General features: G+C 42.7%; 14 protein-coding genes. 6 read left to right on the top strand and 8 right to left on the bottom strand.

Annotated features, from left to right (window positions below):
• Window positions 1–94 precede the first annotated feature (94 nt).
• The 3 genes from AB6735_RS07400 (at window position 95) to AB6735_RS07390 (ending at window position 3,711) form a co-directional block, all read left to right on the top strand.
• A complete protein-coding gene (locus AB6735_RS07400; protein ID WP_370995259.1) occupies window positions 95–1,126 on the top strand; it encodes a LacI family DNA-binding transcriptional regulator in 1,032 nt (343 codons plus the stop codon).
• A gap of 252 nt (window positions 1,127–1,378) precedes the next feature.
• On the top strand, window positions 1,379–2,686 hold the full coding sequence (locus AB6735_RS07395) for a cytochrome ubiquinol oxidase subunit I (protein WP_370995258.1): 1,308 nt from the start codon (window positions 1,379–1,381) through the stop codon (window positions 2,684–2,686).
• Window positions 2,687–2,697: 11 nt separating this feature from the next.
• Window positions 2,698–3,711, top strand: coding sequence for a cytochrome d ubiquinol oxidase subunit II (locus AB6735_RS07390; protein ID WP_370995257.1), 1,014 nt, complete (start codon window positions 2,698–2,700; stop codon window positions 3,709–3,711).
• A 208-nt stretch (window positions 3,712–3,919) separates the two neighbouring features.
• Here the strand turns inward: AB6735_RS07390 and AB6735_RS07385 are convergent, their stop codons facing one another.
• Window positions 3,920–5,578: a glycoside hydrolase gene (locus AB6735_RS07385; RefSeq protein WP_370995256.1), complete on the bottom strand. Its 1,659-nt coding sequence runs from the start codon at window positions 5,576–5,578 to the stop codon at window positions 3,920–3,922.
• 172 nt (window positions 5,579–5,750) lie between these two features.
• Here AB6735_RS07385 and AB6735_RS07380 point away from each other — a divergent pair, with 172 nt between their 5' ends.
• Entirely contained in the window at window positions 5,751–6,779 is a 1,029-nt protein-coding gene (locus AB6735_RS07380; protein ID WP_370995253.1) for a GntR family transcriptional regulator, read from the top strand.
• An 80-nt stretch (window positions 6,780–6,859) separates the two neighbouring features.
• Here the strand turns inward: AB6735_RS07380 and AB6735_RS07375 are convergent, their stop codons facing one another.
• From AB6735_RS07375 to AB6735_RS07350, 6 genes are all read right to left on the bottom strand, one after another.
• Complete coding sequence (locus AB6735_RS07375; protein ID WP_370995251.1) at window positions 6,860–7,681, bottom strand: alpha/beta fold hydrolase; 822 nt, start codon at window positions 7,679–7,681, stop codon at window positions 6,860–6,862.
• Between the two features lie 416 nt (window positions 7,682–8,097).
• The gene (locus AB6735_RS07370) at window positions 8,098–9,465 is read right to left on the bottom strand and encodes a DUF1080 domain-containing protein (RefSeq protein ID WP_370995249.1); all 1,368 of its coding nucleotides are present in this window, start codon (window positions 9,463–9,465) and stop codon (window positions 8,098–8,100) included.
• A 78-nt stretch (window positions 9,466–9,543) separates the two neighbouring features.
• Window positions 9,544–10,872, bottom strand: a complete 1,329-nt coding sequence (locus AB6735_RS07365; RefSeq protein ID WP_370995247.1) for a Gfo/Idh/MocA family protein — start codon at window positions 10,870–10,872, stop codon at window positions 9,544–9,546.
• A 580-nt stretch (window positions 10,873–11,452) separates the two neighbouring features.
• On the bottom strand, window positions 11,453–12,271 hold the full coding sequence (locus AB6735_RS07360) for a peptidoglycan-binding protein (protein WP_370995245.1): 819 nt from the start codon (window positions 12,269–12,271) through the stop codon (window positions 11,453–11,455).
• A gap of 205 nt (window positions 12,272–12,476) precedes the next feature.
• Entirely contained in the window at window positions 12,477–12,824 is a 348-nt protein-coding gene (locus tag AB6735_RS07355; RefSeq protein WP_370995243.1) for an MmcQ/YjbR family DNA-binding protein, read from the bottom strand.
• Between the two features lie 108 nt (window positions 12,825–12,932).
• Entirely contained in the window at window positions 12,933–13,964 is a 1,032-nt protein-coding gene (locus tag AB6735_RS07350) for an aldo/keto reductase (protein WP_370995241.1), read from the bottom strand.
• Between the two features lie 315 nt (window positions 13,965–14,279).
• Here AB6735_RS07350 and AB6735_RS07345 point away from each other — a divergent pair, with 315 nt between their 5' ends.
• Window positions 14,280–14,504 carry a CDGSH iron-sulfur domain-containing protein gene (locus tag AB6735_RS07345; RefSeq protein ID WP_370995238.1) on the top strand — a complete coding sequence of 75 codons (225 nt, stop codon included), beginning with the start codon at window positions 14,280–14,282 and terminating at the stop codon, window positions 14,502–14,504.
• A 352-nt stretch (window positions 14,505–14,856) separates the two neighbouring features.
• Complete coding sequence (locus AB6735_RS07340) at window positions 14,857–16,167, top strand: DEAD/DEAH box helicase (RefSeq protein WP_370995236.1); 1,311 nt, start codon at window positions 14,857–14,859, stop codon at window positions 16,165–16,167.
• A gap of 208 nt (window positions 16,168–16,375) precedes the next feature.
• Here the strand turns inward: AB6735_RS07340 and AB6735_RS07335 are convergent, their stop codons facing one another.
• A complete protein-coding gene (locus tag AB6735_RS07335; RefSeq protein ID WP_370995298.1) occupies window positions 16,376–16,597 on the bottom strand; it encodes a VF530 family DNA-binding protein in 222 nt (73 codons plus the stop codon).
• Window positions 16,598–16,777 lie beyond the last annotated feature (180 nt).

Here is a 16,777-nt window from a genome sequence, read left to right as displayed (position 1 = left end):
GTTTGTTTTTTGGTAACTTAACGAGACGAAATTAAATAAATATTTGAAATTGCAATCGATTGCGTAAAATATTTTTTCCAACTTGCACTTTGTAATGAAGAAAGTAAAACGTACCACCATTTATGACATTGCCGAAAAGTTAGGCATTACCGCTTCTTCTGTTTCCAGGGCGCTGAATAACAGCAGCCAGGTAAATGAAAAAACCAAGGAGCTGATCATTAAAACAGCCGATGAGCTCAATTATAAGCGCAACTTACTGGCCTCCAATTTGCGTAAGGGGCAATCCAAAACTATTGGCGTAGTGATACCTCGCATTAACCAGAACTTTTTCTCCAATGTAATTGCCGGTATTGAGGAAGTTACCTATCAAAAAGGTTTTAACCTGATCATTTGCCAATCGGGCGAAGATCATGACAAGGAGATCCAATGTGTAAATACGTTGATTAACCAGCATGTAGATTGTATTGTGATATCCGTATCGGCCGATAGTTATGATTATCAGCACCTGCAAAATGTGTTGGATCATGGCATCCAACTCATCCAGTTCGACCGTGTTGCCGAAGAGCTGGAGACCCTCAAGGTAATCAATGATAACCTCCAGGCTTCATACGAGGCCGTATCACACCTGATAGAGGGCGGTTATAAAAGAATAGCCCTGCTGGAAGGCCCCCAAAACCTGAGTATTTTTAAACAACGCAAGGAAGGTTATCTAAAAGCATTCAAAGCGTATAATGTACCGGTAATAGAGGAATTGATCGTAGAAAACGCCTGGACAAAAGAACTGGGCGCCGAAGGAACCCGCAAGCTGCTAAGTTTGCCCCACCCTCCGGATGCTATATTTGCCTCCACCTCTGATTTCTCGGCATTGGGTGTACTGGATGTAGCCAATGCCATGGGTATCAAAGTACCATCAGAACTGGGGATCTGCGGTTATGCCAACGAGAGCTTTTCAGAGATCACGAGTCCGTCTATTACTACTATCGATCAGTTCAGCGTTTACATGGGCAATACCGTGGCCAATTTATTTTTCCAGGAGATAGGCAATAACGATACCACGACCAAACCGAAGATCATCAGCATTAAACCGGAGTTGATCATCAGGGGATCGACAAAACGGAACCGGTAATACCCCTCTATATCTCCCCAAAGGGGAGACTTTTAAAACCCCACATACTCAAGTGTTAATATTTCTTTTAACCGCTATGCAAATCAAAAGCCCTCTCCTTTGGAGAGGGTTGGATGAGGTTTACTAAATTTTAGCCACTAATCCAACTACTTACACATAAAAAGTATATTTTATATTTAATATCAATTAGTAAATCTTAACTAATTTGTTACATTATAGCTTTAAATTCAGCCATTATTTAGTATTACATGTATGGATGATTTTATTGCAGCAAGGTCGCAAATGGCCTTATCCTTAGGTTTTCATATCATATACTCCTGCATTGGTATGGTAATGCCGGTTTTTATGGCCATATCACACTATAAATGGATCAAAACAAAGGATCCGGTTTACAAAAACATTACCATTGCCTGGAGTAAAGGCGTAGCTATATTTTTTGCTACCGGCGCGGTATCGGGCACCATGTTATCATTTGAACTGGGCCTGCTTTGGCCGGGCTTTATGAAACATGCCGGCCCTATCTTCGGGATGCCTTTTTCCTTAGAAGGTGTGGCCTTTTTTATTGAGGCGATAGCACTGGGCTTTTTCCTTTACGGTTGGAACCGGTTGAACACCTGGTTCCATTGGGTTACGGGTATTGTGGTAGGCATTAGCGGTATAGCATCAGGTATACTGGTAGTATCGGCCAATTCCTGGATGAACAGCCCTTCCGGCTTTGATTTTGTAAATGGCAAATACCTCAATATCGATCCGCTGAAAGCCATGTTTAATGAAGCCTGGTTCTCTGAGGCCCTGCACATGACCATCGCGGCATTTTCGGCTACGGGTTTTGCCGTTGCCGGTATCCATGCGCTCATGATCTATCGTAATCGTAATGTGCGTTTCCATAGTAAAGCTTTCAAAATAGCCATTATATTCGGCGCGGCAGCGGCCATTTTACAGCCACTAAGCGGCGATATATCTGCCAAGGGTGCAGCCAAAAGGCAACCGGCCAAACTGGCTGCAATGGAGGCTTACTTTCATACGCAAGAGTATGCCCCCCTGGTAATTGGCGGCATACCCGATACAGCCGCTAAAAAAGTTAATTATGGTATCGAGATACCAGGCCTACTGAGTTTCCTGGTGCATGATAATTTTAAGCAGCAGGTTAATGGCCTGGATAAGATCCCTGTTAGAAACCAACCGCCGGTGGCCGTTACGCATTATGCTTTCCAGATTATGGTTGGTTTTGGCATGTTGATGATGCTGATCGGCGTACTATATTTTGTTGCGCTTTGGAAAAAGAAGAGCTGGTTTGATAAGGGCTGGTTCCTGAAAATGTTTATCTGGGCTACACCTGCCGGCTTTATTGCATTAGAAGCCGGGTGGACAGTAACCGAGGTGGGCAGACAGCCTTGGATCATCCAGGGCGTTATGCGTACCAGCGAGGCGGTTACACCCATGCCAGGCATCCAGTACTCCTTTTACCTGTTTACCTTTATTTATTTTACACTGAGTGTATTTGTTATTTTCTTGCTGAAAAGGCAGATACAAATGGTGCCCGAATTGTATGATCGTTAAGCTATAAAGATATGTTATACGTAGTTATTTTGTTTTTATTTGCTGCCATTACCCTATACTTTTTGTTAGGCGGGGCCGATTTTGGCGCGGGAATCATTGAGCTTTTTACCTCGAATGATAACAAGCACCGTACCCGAAAAACCAGCTACCAGGCTATTGGCCCAATATGGGAGGCTAACCACATGTGGCTTATTATAACCGTAGTGATATTGTTTGTTGGCTTCCCGACCATTTATAGCGAAATGTGCGTTTACCTGCATATCCCATTGCTTATTATGCTGTTGGGCATCATCGCCCGCGGAACGGCGTTCGCTTTCCGTAATTATGATGCTATTAAGGACGAAAAAACACAGGGCTTTTATAACCATATATTTGTTTACTCCAGCTTTGTTACGCCTATGTTCCTGGGGATCATTGCAGGCAGCGCCTTATCTGGCCAGATAGATCCAACAGCCAAATCTTTTGCAGGGGCCTATATTTTTAGCTGGCTTAACTGGTTCTCGGTTTCTGTAGGGCTTTTTACGGTTGCGCTCTGTGGCTTCCTGGCTGCCATTTACCTCATTGGTGAATGTACTGAGGTATATGATATCAAGCGCTTCATCAAAAAAGCCAAGGCCATGAACATAGCCGCCGTAATATTGGGTGCATTGGTGTTTTTGGCATCGCATTTTGAGCATGTGCACCTGGCCGACTGGATATTTGGTAACGTGTTAAGTTTAGCAGCTGTTATCGCGGCTACGCTATCGCTGATATTGCTGTGGTTTATCATCTCCGATAAAAAGAACAAACAGTGGATCAGGGTACTGGCCGCGTTCCAGGTGAGTATGATCCTGATATCGGTTGGACATACCCGTTTCCCGCGCTTTGTGATCTTTAAGGATGGGCGGTCCATGTCGCTGCTTACCGATCATGCCGCTGGAAAATCCATAGATGATCTGGGCGTGGGATTGCTGGTGGGTAGTTTATTTATATTACCAGCATTGGGGTATCTGTATTATAGCTTTAAAAAGAAAGATAACCGTTGATTTTGATGATTACGCTGATTTCGTTGATATCAATGAAATTTTAGTTATTATGTAAAATCAAGTTTTCAAAAATCAACTCCATCAAAAAACAATCAACGATTTTGATGATTACGCTGATTTCGTTGATATCAATGGAATTTTAGTTATTATGTAAAATCAAGTTTTCAAAAAATCAACGAAATCAGCGCCATCAAAAACCATCAACGGTCTATCGCTGAAATATCTCCGGATACTTCCTGATAAAATAAACCGGGGTACAGCTCCAGGCATGACAATAGCTATTTACCGGGTAAAAATTGTACGGCGATTTCAGCTCATCGTTAGGGTCATAGACTTCCCAAAAAGTATCGGCTCCTTTTTTGACCATACCGCCCCAGTAATTTTGCAGGGCCTCTTTTGCCTCGGCCTTTAAACCGCTCTCAATCAGGGCCGCTATATAGTAATGAAACATATACGGTGCGCCGGGATGTACCGCGTCCTTAACTGTTGTGAGTGCTTTTAACGCGGTTTGTGCTTCCTGTTTGGAGGCTACCCCACTTAATATCATCCAGGCTTGTGAACCGTAGGAGATCTGTTTACTCGTCCCGCTCACAAACAAGCCCGATTTTGGATCATACAGGTTTTTATAAGCGGCGGCTTTCAGTTTTCTGGCTAATGATTGTATATCATCTACTTCGTTTTCTTTACCCAACAGTTTTGCAAGGGCGTAAGTTTGATTCAACGTGTAAATTGATAGTCCCTGCAAACAGGCTTGTTTATCCAAACCATCCTTCCAGTCAAAAAACACCCACCATTCTTTACCGGCTTTCTGATAGTCTATCATACCATCTTTCCCTGCATATTTACGGATGATGTCCAATTGCTTTTTGGCAACAGGCCATAGGTCGAGCCCGGTTTGTTTATCATCAGTAGCAGTAACATATTCTTTTAGCGCTACGTTATACAAAAGGCAATAATCCAGCAGCCGGCTACCAGCCTGGGCATGGGGCTCTGGATTTTCAAATACATTGGATATCAAAACACCATCATCGGCAGATAAGCCGGCCAGCAGATACAAACAACGCCGGGTAAGCTGGTTATTTTGGAACGAAAACTGATTGGCTAATGATTCCAGGTACAGATCACCTATCCAAAGCCGGCGATCGCGTTTGGGGCCATCCTCATACACGGTTTGCATACATTCTTTTAGGGTGGCCAATCCCACACGGTCAATATCGGCTATTAGTTGGGATGTAGTAGCTGCCAAAAGCGGTGGTTTAAAAGCTACAGACGAAGTTGCTTTAAACACCATGTTGCTGATATGAAAATCAAAATACGGTGAAGCGCCCAATAATTCGATTTTCACAAAACGGCAAGCCAAGCGACGTGGTATGGTAATATCGGCAGGCATTTCGGTTACCGTAACCGTTTCATCCTGCAGCCAGGCACGGCTAAGGGTGCCTTTGTAAGGATCAAAGGGTACCGATAACTCTGAGGGAACCTCTCCAAAAGTAAACTTTAATCTCACCGGCCCATCAGCGGTTCCCTTCAGGGCTTTGATAGAGAAAGTGAAATACCCGGTAAGATGTTCTCCAAAATCAACCACAACGCCGCTTTGTGTTTTGAACGAAGTATTGTACAGTTTGCCCTCACTATCTGTATTCACAGCTTTCCATCCCTGGAAAGCCGCGGGATCTTTCTCTAATCGAACAAGGCTTATGGGTTGCTTTTCGGTTTCAATGAGCTTTGGCTTATTATCCTCTGCTTTCTTCAGCCAATCTTGCCGGTATGATTGGTAGGGATCCTGCGCCTTCGCACCATTGGCAAATACAATAATTAAAAAAAACGATAAAAGAAGAAATTTTGGGTTAAGTAAATTTAATACCATAGGGGAATAGTTTAATTAAGTTTTTAGGGCTCCGGTAATTGGTTGCGCCGAAGGTGGTTAATTGGTTATAACAAGATAAATATATACATTTTCTAAACCATCCCCTACCATCTTTTTCATGAATAAAATGCAATTGTGTAATAGTACATTTGTGCTGATCCAATTGTAATTAGTGAAGAACTATCTGAAAATATTATCCATAGACGAGTACTCGATCACACCCAAATATCTACAGCTATCCAACGCGATCATCAGGGGTATTGAAAGCGGTGATATTGTTAAGGATGACATGCTCCCTTCCATCAATGATCTGAGCTTTGCGCTGGATACTTCGCGCAATACCATTGAGCGGGTTTATAAGGAATTAAAAGATAAAGGCATTGTTAGCTCGGTACCGGGCAAGGGCTTCTTTATATCCAACACCGATTTTCAGAAACCGATCAAAATATTCCTGTTATTCAATAAACTAAGTGCGCATAAAAAGATCATTTATGATGCCTTTGTTGCCACTGTTGGCGAACAGGCTACTGTCGATTTTTATATCTACAACAACGATTTCCATTTTTTCAAGAAGATCATTACCGAAAGCGCCCAAAACGATTATGCCAAGTATATCATTATTCCCCATTTCATGGATAATGAGGCTAAGGCGCATGAGATCATCAATACTATCCCCAAGGACAAACTGATCCTACTGGACAATCTGGTGCCCGGGGTAAGCGGAAAATTCGCGGCGATATATGAAAACTTTGCCACCGACGTATACGAGGCCCTGAAAAAACTATTGGATAAGCTGACAAATTACCATACCATTAAATTAATATTTCCGGGTAAAACCTATCATTCTAAAGAGATCATGAAAGGTTTTTTAAATTTTTGCAGGCAGTATGCGTTTGAGTATGCTGTGGTGGATTCGCTATCGGCAGAAACCATCCAGCCGCAAACGGTTTACATCAGCCTGATGGAAGACGACCTGGTTGAGCTGATCAAAAAGATCATCGCGTCTGATCTGAAGGTGGCTAAAGATGTGGGTGTAATATCTTATAATGAAACCGCCCTTAAGGAGATCATCCTTGATGGCATCACCACCATATCAACCGATTTTAAGCTGATGGGCAGCAAAGCCGCGGAATTTGCACTGAGTAATTATCATGAGCACTTCGCGGTGCCATTTCATGTTACAGTGAGGAGCTCATTATAGGCCACTGCAGTGATTTATAAATAAAAGCTGTCTGCTATAATAGCTGACAGCTTTTATTCAACAAGAACGATCTTTTTTATTTATGACTGGATAAACGCCAAAAGATCCCTGTTGATAGTTGCAGCTTCCGTCGCCGGCATACCATGGGGGAAGCCGGGATATGAAATTAGCTTTCCGTTTTTTAAGAGTTTTATCGCTTTGGCGCCCGAAATAGGGAATGGAACGATCTGATCATCTTCGCCATGCAAAACAAGCACTGGAATATCTACACTTTTTAGGTCTTCTGTAAAATCTGTTTCAGAAAAAGCCTTAATACCATCATGATGCGCTTTTACTCCGCCCATCATTCCCTGGCGCCACCAGTTATCCCTGATTCCCTGGGATATTTTGGCGCCCTCCCGGTTATATCCATAAAACGGAATGGTAAAATCTTCAAAATATTGCGCCCGGTTAAATGCTGTACCCTCACGTATTTCATCAAATATAGCCATGGGAACGCCATCCGGATTGTTTTCAGACTGAACCATGATCGGTGTAACCGCGCTGATCAGTACCACTTTGGCTACACGACCTTTGCCCAGATTAGCAGCGTAATGGATGGCTTCGCCGCCGCCGGTAGAGTGACCGATATGTATAGCATCTCTCAGATCCAATGCCTCGGCTACCGCTGCTACGTCGGCTGCATAAGTGTCCATATCATGTCCTCCGGAAACCTGGCTTGACCGCCCATGCCCGCGACGATCATGGGCAATAACCCGGTATCCCTTTTTCAGAAAAAACATCATCTGCGCGTCCCAGTCATCACCAGACAAAGGCCAGCCGTGATGAAAAAAAAGTGGCTGCCCGGTTCCCCAGTCTTTGTAATAAATTTCGGTTCCGTCTTTTACTGTGATCTTGCTCATTTTTTGTTGATTATAGTTATAAATAAAATTTTGGAAATGCGTTTCTGTTTCGAATAAAATAAGAGTACATTGCCTCCCTAATGCTACACTACAAATGATTTTTGGGCGTGGTTAAATGCTAATCGCGCGCGCAAATCCAGTCCGGACCAAAGCCGGTTGAAAATCTAAAATTAGCAAATAAAAGCGCTGATCTTTTAAATCGACAGATCAAAAATCAGTCAAAATTTATAAACATTCGTTAAACGCTTTTTAATCAGGAGGAAAATAATTTCGGGATTACCCAATTAAGGTTTTTCCTAAAAAGAAAGCTTTAAAAGAGGAAATTGTCATTCTGAAGAAGGAAAGATCTATGAGTAAGCTATCTTAAAACAGATACTTCACTATCCCTCAGAATGACAATCTATATAGAGAGGTAATTACTTTAATGTTCTGATCTTAATATTCCTGAAAAATGCTTCATTTCCATGATCCTGTAATAACAGGTGGCCTTCTTTTGCTTCACCAAAGTTTTTCCAGATAGTGTATTTACTAATAGCTACCAGATCACGGAACTCTTTGGAGCCACGCTCGTACTCCAGTACTTTAACACCGTTCAGATAATGTTCTACATGGTTATTGGGGTAAACCACAATTCTGCCTGTGTTCCAGCTGCCTATTGGATGTACAAATCGTTCTTGCTTGTTAGCCTTGATGAGGTCATATAAGGAGGCCAGGGTACGGTCACCATCGCGGCCCAGTTTGGCATCCGGGTGCAGTTTATCATCCAGTACCTGGTACTCCAGTCCGATGGCCGAACCTTTGGTTACTTCAGACAGGGTTACAAAATATTTAACACCGCTATTGGCGCCGGGTGTCAATTTAAATTCAAAAGAAAGATCAAAAGCGCTGTACTGATCATTGGTCACAATATCGCCACCTCCTGATTCCTCTTTCCCGGCAGATGGCAGAACATGCATGGTGCCATCTTTATATTCCCATCCATGTGTTGGAAAGGTTTTTAAAGTGGCCCCACGCCAGCCGGTGCTGGTTTTACCATCATACAATAGTTTCCAACCAGCGGCTTTTTCGGCCGGGGTAATGCTGTTGGGCTGCAGATTTACTACGTATATATCCTTTGGAAAAGGCGTACGTTTTAAATTGGTGGTTTGCAGCTTAAAGTTTTTAAAATATACTTTTTTACCTGCCTGCTCCTCTTTGCTTACGGCGTGTACCTGCAGGCCAATGAAGCCTTTACTATCGATGGTATCCACCACATCAGCAGTAGGAATGCCATTAATCCAGGTTTTCATTTCATTGCCGATACATTCAATTTTGATATGGTTAAACTCGCCAACTTTAAAGGCATCTTTTGCCTTAGCGTTCAGGTCAAGCGGGTAAAGCCAGTCTCTGCGGCCTTCATCATAAATACCGCCGGTCCATCTACGGTCAGACGGGTCAATTTCAAACTGACGACCATAAACTTTCCCTTTACCTTCATGTCCGGCCGGATCATAATGGCTGCGGGTTTGCACACCCGAGTTACTCAGTTTGCTTTCTATTTTAGCATCAAGTTCTAATATAAAATCACCATACTCCTTTTCTGTTACTAAAAATGAATTGCCCGAGTTTAAAACAGTAGTACCTACTATCTGGCCGTCTTCCACCTTATAATCGGCAGTACCGGCCAGGCGTTTCCAGCCTTTAAGGGTTTTACCATCAAACAAAGCGTTTTGGGCGTTACTTTTAACAGGCATTAAGGCAGCCACAGCAAACAAGGCTATGGCCGGGTAGATGATTTTCTTCATGTGTATTTTATAATGGTTTATATTTTGGATATGCTCAGGTCTCTGCACGCTGTAGAAAAAGCTTACAGTATTTTATATTTATACGTTTACTTCCCAGCCTTTTTCATACTCCCTGCTCCATAGTTTTGCGGCTTCGGGATCATTTAAAATGTGTCCATTTGCCGGATCGATGTGCAATACCCGGTCAACCCGGTAGGATATATTACCCAACTGTGGAAGCAGCGTTGATTTGAACCCTGTTTCAATAGGGCAGTTTAAAGTCGCGTTACCACGAATGGCCTCAATAAAATTTTTCATGTGGAAGCCATCCAGCGCCTCTGTGGGGCTAACTTTGTTATTCGCATCAACTTTGGTATCGTCTTTCACATCTTTTACCAGCTTATTATCGCCATCATAAACCTGGTAGCCGTTGCCGCCACCGTAAAACAAGGTTCCCTTGTCGCCATAGAAGATTACTCCCCTGCCTAATTTTTCGATGCCAAATCCGTTGCAGCTGCGGCCTTCCCACTCGGCGGCGGTATTGTTGGGGAAGTTGTACATGATGTTTTGGGTATCAGGCGTTTGCCAATCATCGTTAAAATGAAAACGGCCACCTGTTGATACTACCTTGTTCGGAAAATCAACACCCAGGCCCCAGCGGATCACATCCAGCTCATGGGTGCCATTATTCAGCGCTTCACCTGTACCCCAGTTCCAAAGCCAGTGCCAGTTATAGTGGATCAGGTTATCGCGATAGGCCACACGTGGTGCAGGGCCTTGCCAAAGATCATAGTTCAGATTTTCGGGCACCGCCGTTTCTTTACCACGCCCCATGCTTGGCCGGTGATTGGTGTACCAACCTTTGGCATAATAAGCACGCCCGATAACACCCTCATGCAATTCCTTCACCAGGGCCTGCACATTGGTAAATGACCTCCGCTGGCTGCCCATTTGCACTAATTTATTGTATTTTTTGGCTGCCGCCACTGCCATTTCACCCTCATGCGGGTTATGGCTGCACGGCTTTTCTACATACACATGTTTACCCGCCTGACAGGCCATGATGGTGGCCGGAGCATGCCAATGATCGGGCGCGGCAATAACAACCGCGTCAATTTCCTTGATCTCGAGCATTTTACGGATATCAGTGATGCCCTGTGGCTTTTTCCCGGTAATCTTAAATATCTCACTAATGGTTTTATCAACCACTTTGGAATCTACATCACATATATATCCTATTTCAACATTGGGTATACGGGCAAAGCTTTGCGCCAGGTAAAGGCCCCTGCTATTGGTTCCCATCATCCCTATTACCACCTTATCATTCGGCGACCCTTTAAAAACCCCGGCTTTTGATAGCTCTGGCGTTAGCAGAAAGCAGGTGCCTGCTAATGAACTTGTCTGGATGAACTTTCTACGGGTAATCATGTCTTAAATCGGTTAATTGGTTTATATCCACCACTTATGAGTAAACAAAGATGGCAAATTACCTAAGTTTTCGAAAGCTTTAAAGAAAAATGAATAATTTTTTTTTAAATGAATTGTAACTTAACTGTGACGTAAATCCACCTGTAAAACAATCACTTAAAGAAATAACTAAATCCAGGCAGGCAAGATCAGCGGCCTGCCTTATTTTAAAGTTAAAAATATTATCACCAGTATGAAATAATACAGGGAGCAAGCTGAAGTATAGCACAAAGCTTTTTAAAGCTTTATTTTAACATTTTTTTGAGCAAAAACCGGATCAAAATAGTTCAAAAACAGCTCAAAACTCACTCAAAACCATCGGTTTTAACACTTTTTAACAAATTTCGACAGGTTTTTAAAATTTTAAAAAATATTAATTATTGGCATCAAATAAAACATACCAAACGGCCGGTTTTTGGGGCCTGTTTCCTTTAACCCAACAGCCCGGATTTCCTTTATCAGGAAAGCCGGGCTGTTGGGTATATACATATTTAGACCCGAAGTTTTTAAATTACCAGTCTAAATCATAGAGTGCTTATTTTTAAACTAAACCTTGTATTGAAAATACATCCAGTTTGGAACCCTGGAAATTACGAACACGTTTGTAAACCCCATTACCATTGCTGCTGCCATCGTTATTGGTGTTGCCTTCAATGGTTTCAAACACATCCCCATGAACGGCGGTGATAATGCCGGTATGTATCCAGTCGAAGGGAGTTTTTTGCAGCAGGAAGATATCGCCGGGTTTTACTATAGAAGGATTACTGCGTACCGTGGTATAACGGCTCAGGATACCTTTATGGAGGCCTGTGGTACCTACGGTATCGCAACTGTATGACAAAGGCATCAGCGTACGAAAATCTTTGCCAAGCTGACTGGCAGCCTGATCTAAAATGGTTTGTACAAAACCCATGCACCAAAACCAGGGTGTACCTTCCATACCATCCATATAAGCGCGTACCCAGGGGCCGCTATTACTCTGTCCTTTAATAATCAGTTCAAAGGGAGCATTGTTAAGGTGCTGAAAGGCCGTATTTACTACAAGCGTTCGCAGATCGGCACCCGCTACATTACCTGTAAAGGCATTTAACATGGGTTTTGATAGTTCGGTAAAAAGGGCGGCATCAACAATACCGGTTTGCGGTAAACTTTTGGCTTGTTGAAAGGCCTTCACAGTGGTTTGCGTAGCCGGACCAAAATCACCATCGATACCGGTAGCAGTGCCTGCCGATGGGTTTACCATAGCATATAAATTAAGCCAGCTCTGCACCTTCATAACATCTTTTAGGGTGTTGGAGCTCCCACCTCTTTGCTGAGTGGCACTTATGACTATTTCTTTCAGGTATTGTTTTTTAACCATGACCGTTTAGGTTTAAAGTGATAAAGTTTAGGTTTGATGGCTGTTATTTTTAAAGCCCATTGAGCAGCTACTAACAGTAATCATTTACACCATAAAGTTAAACCATATCAGTTAATTATTTACAGGTAATTATACCTTATTGCATTACGTAGTTTTACGCATAAAGTTATAGGCGGGCATATGTATCAATACCCCTCTATCGCAATCATCGCCCCTCATACTCACTGATGAGCTTATGAGTAGCCCGGTTACGCCAGGCGGTGATCAGTAGGATTTTCAGGTCATCGGGCGATACGGTTTCGAGGCGTACCAGCATATATTTGTAGTTGTGGTAATGATCTGTGATGAAAAAGGTATGCGGATCGGCAGCCATCCATTTTTCCCGTTCAAAGGTATGTAAAGCTATCAGCTCGTCCTTTAGCTTGACATTGGCCATAATCTTCTTATTTACATAAAATGCTGGATCTTCAAAGTGCATTTTTTCGATTACTCCGGGTAGCGGTAGCAGGGTTGCGCGCATAAACTGCATAAAAGCAAACATGTTTGTGGGCATAATGTCTGAATCAGAATTTTCAGAATTTAAGAATTAACAAGATCTTTAAACGTAAAATTCTGAAAATTTCTCATTCTGAAAATTCTGATTCAGACAACAGACCTCTGCTTAATAAAAATCAGGCAGCGGATTCAGTTTAGTATTTTGGCGTTGATGCCAGTACGGATATATCGGGTCAACCTCGCTGGCTTCGTCCAGTCTTTTTACCTGTTCTGTAGTCAGGTTCCAGCCAATAGCACCCAGGTTTTGTTTTAACTGGGCTTCGTCACGGGCGCCAATAATCAGGTTAGCTATGGTTGGTCGTTGTAATAGCCAGTTCAATGATACCTGCGCTACCGATTTCCCGGTTTCTTTGGCTACTTCATCCAGCGCATCAACTATATTATACAAGTGATCAAAATTTGTTGCAGGGCCGTGACTGCCGCCTTGTACCGTTCTTGAATTTTCGGGGATAGGCTGCCCTCTTCTGAACTTACCGCTCAGCTGACCCGATGCCAGCGGACTCCAAACTATGGTGCTCACTTTTTGATCGATACCCAAGGGCATCAATTCCCACTCAAATTCGCGGTTGAGCAAGGAGTAATAGGCCTGGTGGGCCACATACCTGCTCCAACCATAACGTTCTGATACCGACAGAGACTTCATCAGGTGCCAGCCAGAAAAATTGGAAGCAGCTATGTAACGGATCTTGCCGCTGGTCACCAGATCATCCAGGGCGCGTAAGGTTTCTTCAACGGGCGTGGTGCCATCGAAACCATGCATGTGGTAAACATCAATATGATCGGTATTTAAACGGCGTAAACTGGCTTCACATTGTTGAATTAAATGATAACGGGATGATCCAAAATCGTTAGCGCCATCGCCCATGGTAAACGTAGCTTTTGACGAAATAAGTACCTGGTTGCGTAAACCCTCCAACGCCTTACCTAATATTTCTTCGGATAGCCCGCGCGAGTAAACATTGGCTGTGTCAAAAAAGTTAACACCCGCATCTAAGCACATGTTGATCAGCTTTTTAGCTTCAGTAACCTGTGTATTTCCCCAGGCTTTAAAAAACTCATTACCTCCGCCAAAGGTGGCCGTTCCAAAACTTAATACGGGCACTTTTAATCCCGATGCTCCTAATTGTCTGTATTCCATAGTGTAGTATTTTTTTGATGTAACGCTGAGGAAAGAGAATCAAGAGTTAAGAGTCAAGAATCAAGACAAGTAAAAAAGGATGGGCATTTTAATTATCCCGTTATACCTTTCCCTCTTAATTCTTGACTCTTAACTCTTGATTCCCTTCCACCCTTTTCCTAACAAAGCTAAAGCTTATGGGTTTCGACATTAAATTTTACGTATCATCCATTTGTCATTTATAGCCATGGGTTATCCCAATCAGGAACAACTCTAAATAACAAATAGACCATTTACGGATAAGAGCATTGGTTAACTTTGGCAAAAAATTTACACATGGAGAAAACCAAACTTACCATTAATAATAACGGATCTGTAAAAGTTGAAGGCGACTTTGAAATTGTTGACGCGCAAGGCAACGTATATGGTTTACAAGGCCGTACCGTACTATCCATTTGCCGTTGCGGCTTGTCGGCCAACAAACCATTTTGCGATGGTTCACACAAAGGCCATTTTGAGCATGACGCTATAGCATTTGATCTGCCGCCTAAAAAAGTTTAAGCCGCGGTTATATGATCAGCAAAAGTCTCCGTTTTACACAGCGGGGACTTTTGTTTTATACAGGATGCTGGCGTGGTTGACTCACCCCGACATCGCTACGCTCGTCACCCCTCTCTCCGCTTCGCGTATAGAGGGGATTTATTTCTTTCCTTATCCTTCTTTGCGGCGAAGCCGGAGAGAGGACGGTCCAGCGAAGTATAGACCAAAGGTGAGTCGATACCGCGTTTAATGTCTGCAACTTGCTTTTTCAGGAGCCTTTGTTCTTAAACACATCCACCTGATTCATCTTTATAAAAATATAACCGGTTAAATTGGTAATTTTGCCCTCTTAAATAAATTAATACAATTTCTGATGGTGTGGTTTGAAAAATTAAAGCTGAATAAGCAACTGGTTAGATCGGTAAATGAGGCAGGTTTTACAAACCCTACAGAATTGCAATTAAAAACACTGAGCCGTATAGTTGGCGGTCAGGATATTATAGCTATAGGTCCCGAAGGGAGCGGCAAAACTACCGCTTATGTTTTGGGTGTTTTAAACCGGTTTAATTATGCGCCCGAAGGTGTTCCGCGTGTATTGATCCTGGTACCCGAAAAAGAACAGGTAATGGCAGTAATTGAACAATTTGACCTGCTCAATAAAAATAAATCCATCTCGATAGTTGGCCTGTATGTGGCCCCGGGCATTGAGGCCCAGATGGATGCATTGGCCGATGGCGCCGATATTGTAGTGGCCACTCCCGACAGGGCAAGGGCTATTTACCTGAAACTGGCGCTTAACTTAAACAAGGTTGATCTGCTGGTAATTGATGATGCCGATATGATGGTAAAAAAGGGCCTGCAGCTACCGGTTGTGGAGCTGGCTAATAGCATAGGCAGAGGTCAGCATTTGGTATTTACAGAGGTAATGCACAGCCGGCTGGAAAAAATGCTGGATCCCTTCATGAATCAGCCTGCCATTATTGAGATAGAGGAACTTCAGGAGCAGCCCTTACAAACACATCCTCAACTGTTATACAACGTACCCAACTTTGGCACCAAGCTCAATTTACTTAATTTGTTCCTGTACGATGAGGAACTGTTCACCAAAACGGTGGTTTTTGTAAACACAAAAATTACTGCCGATAAGCTTTATAAAAGCCTTTTTAGCCGCCTGCGTGATGCTGTAGCTTTTTTAAACCCACAGTTTTTTGATACCAACGGTTTTAAAAACATCGAAGATTTTAAAACTGCCGAAAATTCAAGGGTTTTAATTGTGACCAATGAAAATAACGAAACCGTTGATTTAAGCGGTATCCCCTTCCTGATCCATTTTGACTTGCCTCCGGAAAAAGAAACTTTTATAGAGCGGATCATTAATCAAGCCCCCAATAATGAACAGGAAACCCTGGCCATTACTTTTGCTACCGATCTGGAACTAAGTCAGGTTAAAAAGATAGAACAAGCCAGCGGTAAAAAGATACCAACAGCCGCCCTGCCCGATGAACTGGTTATTGAAAAAGAGATAAAAGCAAAAAAAGAAGAAGCAGATAAAAAACCGGCCAAGTCAAACCCCGATGCGCCTGTTATTGGTGCTGCTTTTCATGAAAAAAAGGCTGCTAATGCCAAAACCTACAATTATAGTTCTGGTCAAAAGGCCAAGATGAACAATAAGCGTAAGCATTAAGTTTTTACAGGTAAGACAGCGTTTAAAGCTCCATTCGGCTAAGGCCGTTTTTCAATTTTATCATTTCCGCCCCATAAATGGGACGGCAATGAATTTCAATACCCGCAGAATGAATTTTTACTCATTGCCGTTCGGCTTCAGCCAACGGTTAAATTCTAATATGCAAAAAGGCTTTAGCCAAACAAAATTCAAATCGGACTTAAAAGTACTAAGCCTTTACGCAGTAAGCAATATAAAGGTCCTCCACTTTTTTACGGGCCCAGGGAGTTTTGCGTAAAAACTTGAGGCTGGATGATATGCTGGGGTTATCATGAAAACAATTAATGCGGATGCGTTTGTCTAACTCTTCCCATCCAAACCTGGCCAGGAGCTCTTCCAATATTACCTGTAATGTTTTACCGTGCAGCGGATCTTTGCTTTGTTGTTGCATCATGCAAAAGTACGGCTTGTTAAGGTATTATACTTAATATACTTTGGCTAAGCGGTTAATAGCAGGCGTATTTTGGCTTACAACTAATTATCATGTTGTTGCGTTTAAATAGCCATACTTAATTACCATTTATTTAACCATATTTTAGTAAATTAGATAATCATTTCATGTTATTATCCG

The sequence above is a fragment of the Mucilaginibacter sp. RCC_168 genome, from assembly GCF_041355315.1.
Taxonomy (GTDB): Bacteria; Bacteroidota; Bacteroidia; order Sphingobacteriales; family Sphingobacteriaceae; genus Mucilaginibacter.
Note: the sequence above shows the minus strand (reverse complement) of the source record. Positions and strands in the feature narration are given on the sequence as shown.

Bases quoted from the DNA above. Each gene is read 5' to 3' on its own strand.
- AB6735_RS07355 (WP_370995243.1), bottom strand. From the start codon at position 12,824: ATGCCCACAAACATGTTTGCTTTTATGCAGTTTATGCGCGCAACCCTG.
- AB6735_RS07390 (WP_370995257.1), top strand. From the start codon at position 2,698: ATGTTATACGTAGTTATTTTGTTTTTATTTGCTGCCATTACCCTATAC.
- AB6735_RS07400 (WP_370995259.1), top strand. From the start codon at position 95: ATGAAGAAAGTAAAACGTACCACCATTTATGACATTGCCGAAAAGTTA.
- AB6735_RS07335 (WP_370995298.1), bottom strand. From the start codon at position 16,597: ATGCAACAACAAAGCAAAGATCCGCTGCACGGTAAAACATTACAGGTA.
- AB6735_RS07370 (WP_370995249.1), bottom strand. From the start codon at position 9,465: ATGAAGAAAATCATCTACCCGGCCATAGCCTTGTTTGCTGTGGCTGCC.
- AB6735_RS07345 (WP_370995238.1), top strand. From the start codon at position 14,280: ATGGAGAAAACCAAACTTACCATTAATAATAACGGATCTGTAAAAGTT.
- AB6735_RS07360 (WP_370995245.1), bottom strand. From the start codon at position 12,271: ATGGTTAAAAAACAATACCTGAAAGAAATAGTCATAAGTGCCACTCAG.
- AB6735_RS07375 (WP_370995251.1), bottom strand. From the start codon at position 7,681: ATGAGCAAGATCACAGTAAAAGACGGAACCGAAATTTATTACAAAGAC.
- AB6735_RS07365 (WP_370995247.1), bottom strand. From the start codon at position 10,872: ATGATTACCCGTAGAAAGTTCATCCAGACAAGTTCATTAGCAGGCACC.
- AB6735_RS07340 (WP_370995236.1), top strand. From the start codon at position 14,857: ATGGTGTGGTTTGAAAAATTAAAGCTGAATAAGCAACTGGTTAGATCG.
- AB6735_RS07350 (WP_370995241.1), bottom strand. From the start codon at position 13,964: ATGGAATACAGACAATTAGGAGCATCGGGATTAAAAGTGCCCGTATTA.
- AB6735_RS07395 (WP_370995258.1), top strand. From the start codon at position 1,379: ATGGATGATTTTATTGCAGCAAGGTCGCAAATGGCCTTATCCTTAGGT.
- AB6735_RS07385 (WP_370995256.1), bottom strand. From the start codon at position 5,578: ATGGTATTAAATTTACTTAACCCAAAATTTCTTCTTTTATCGTTTTTT.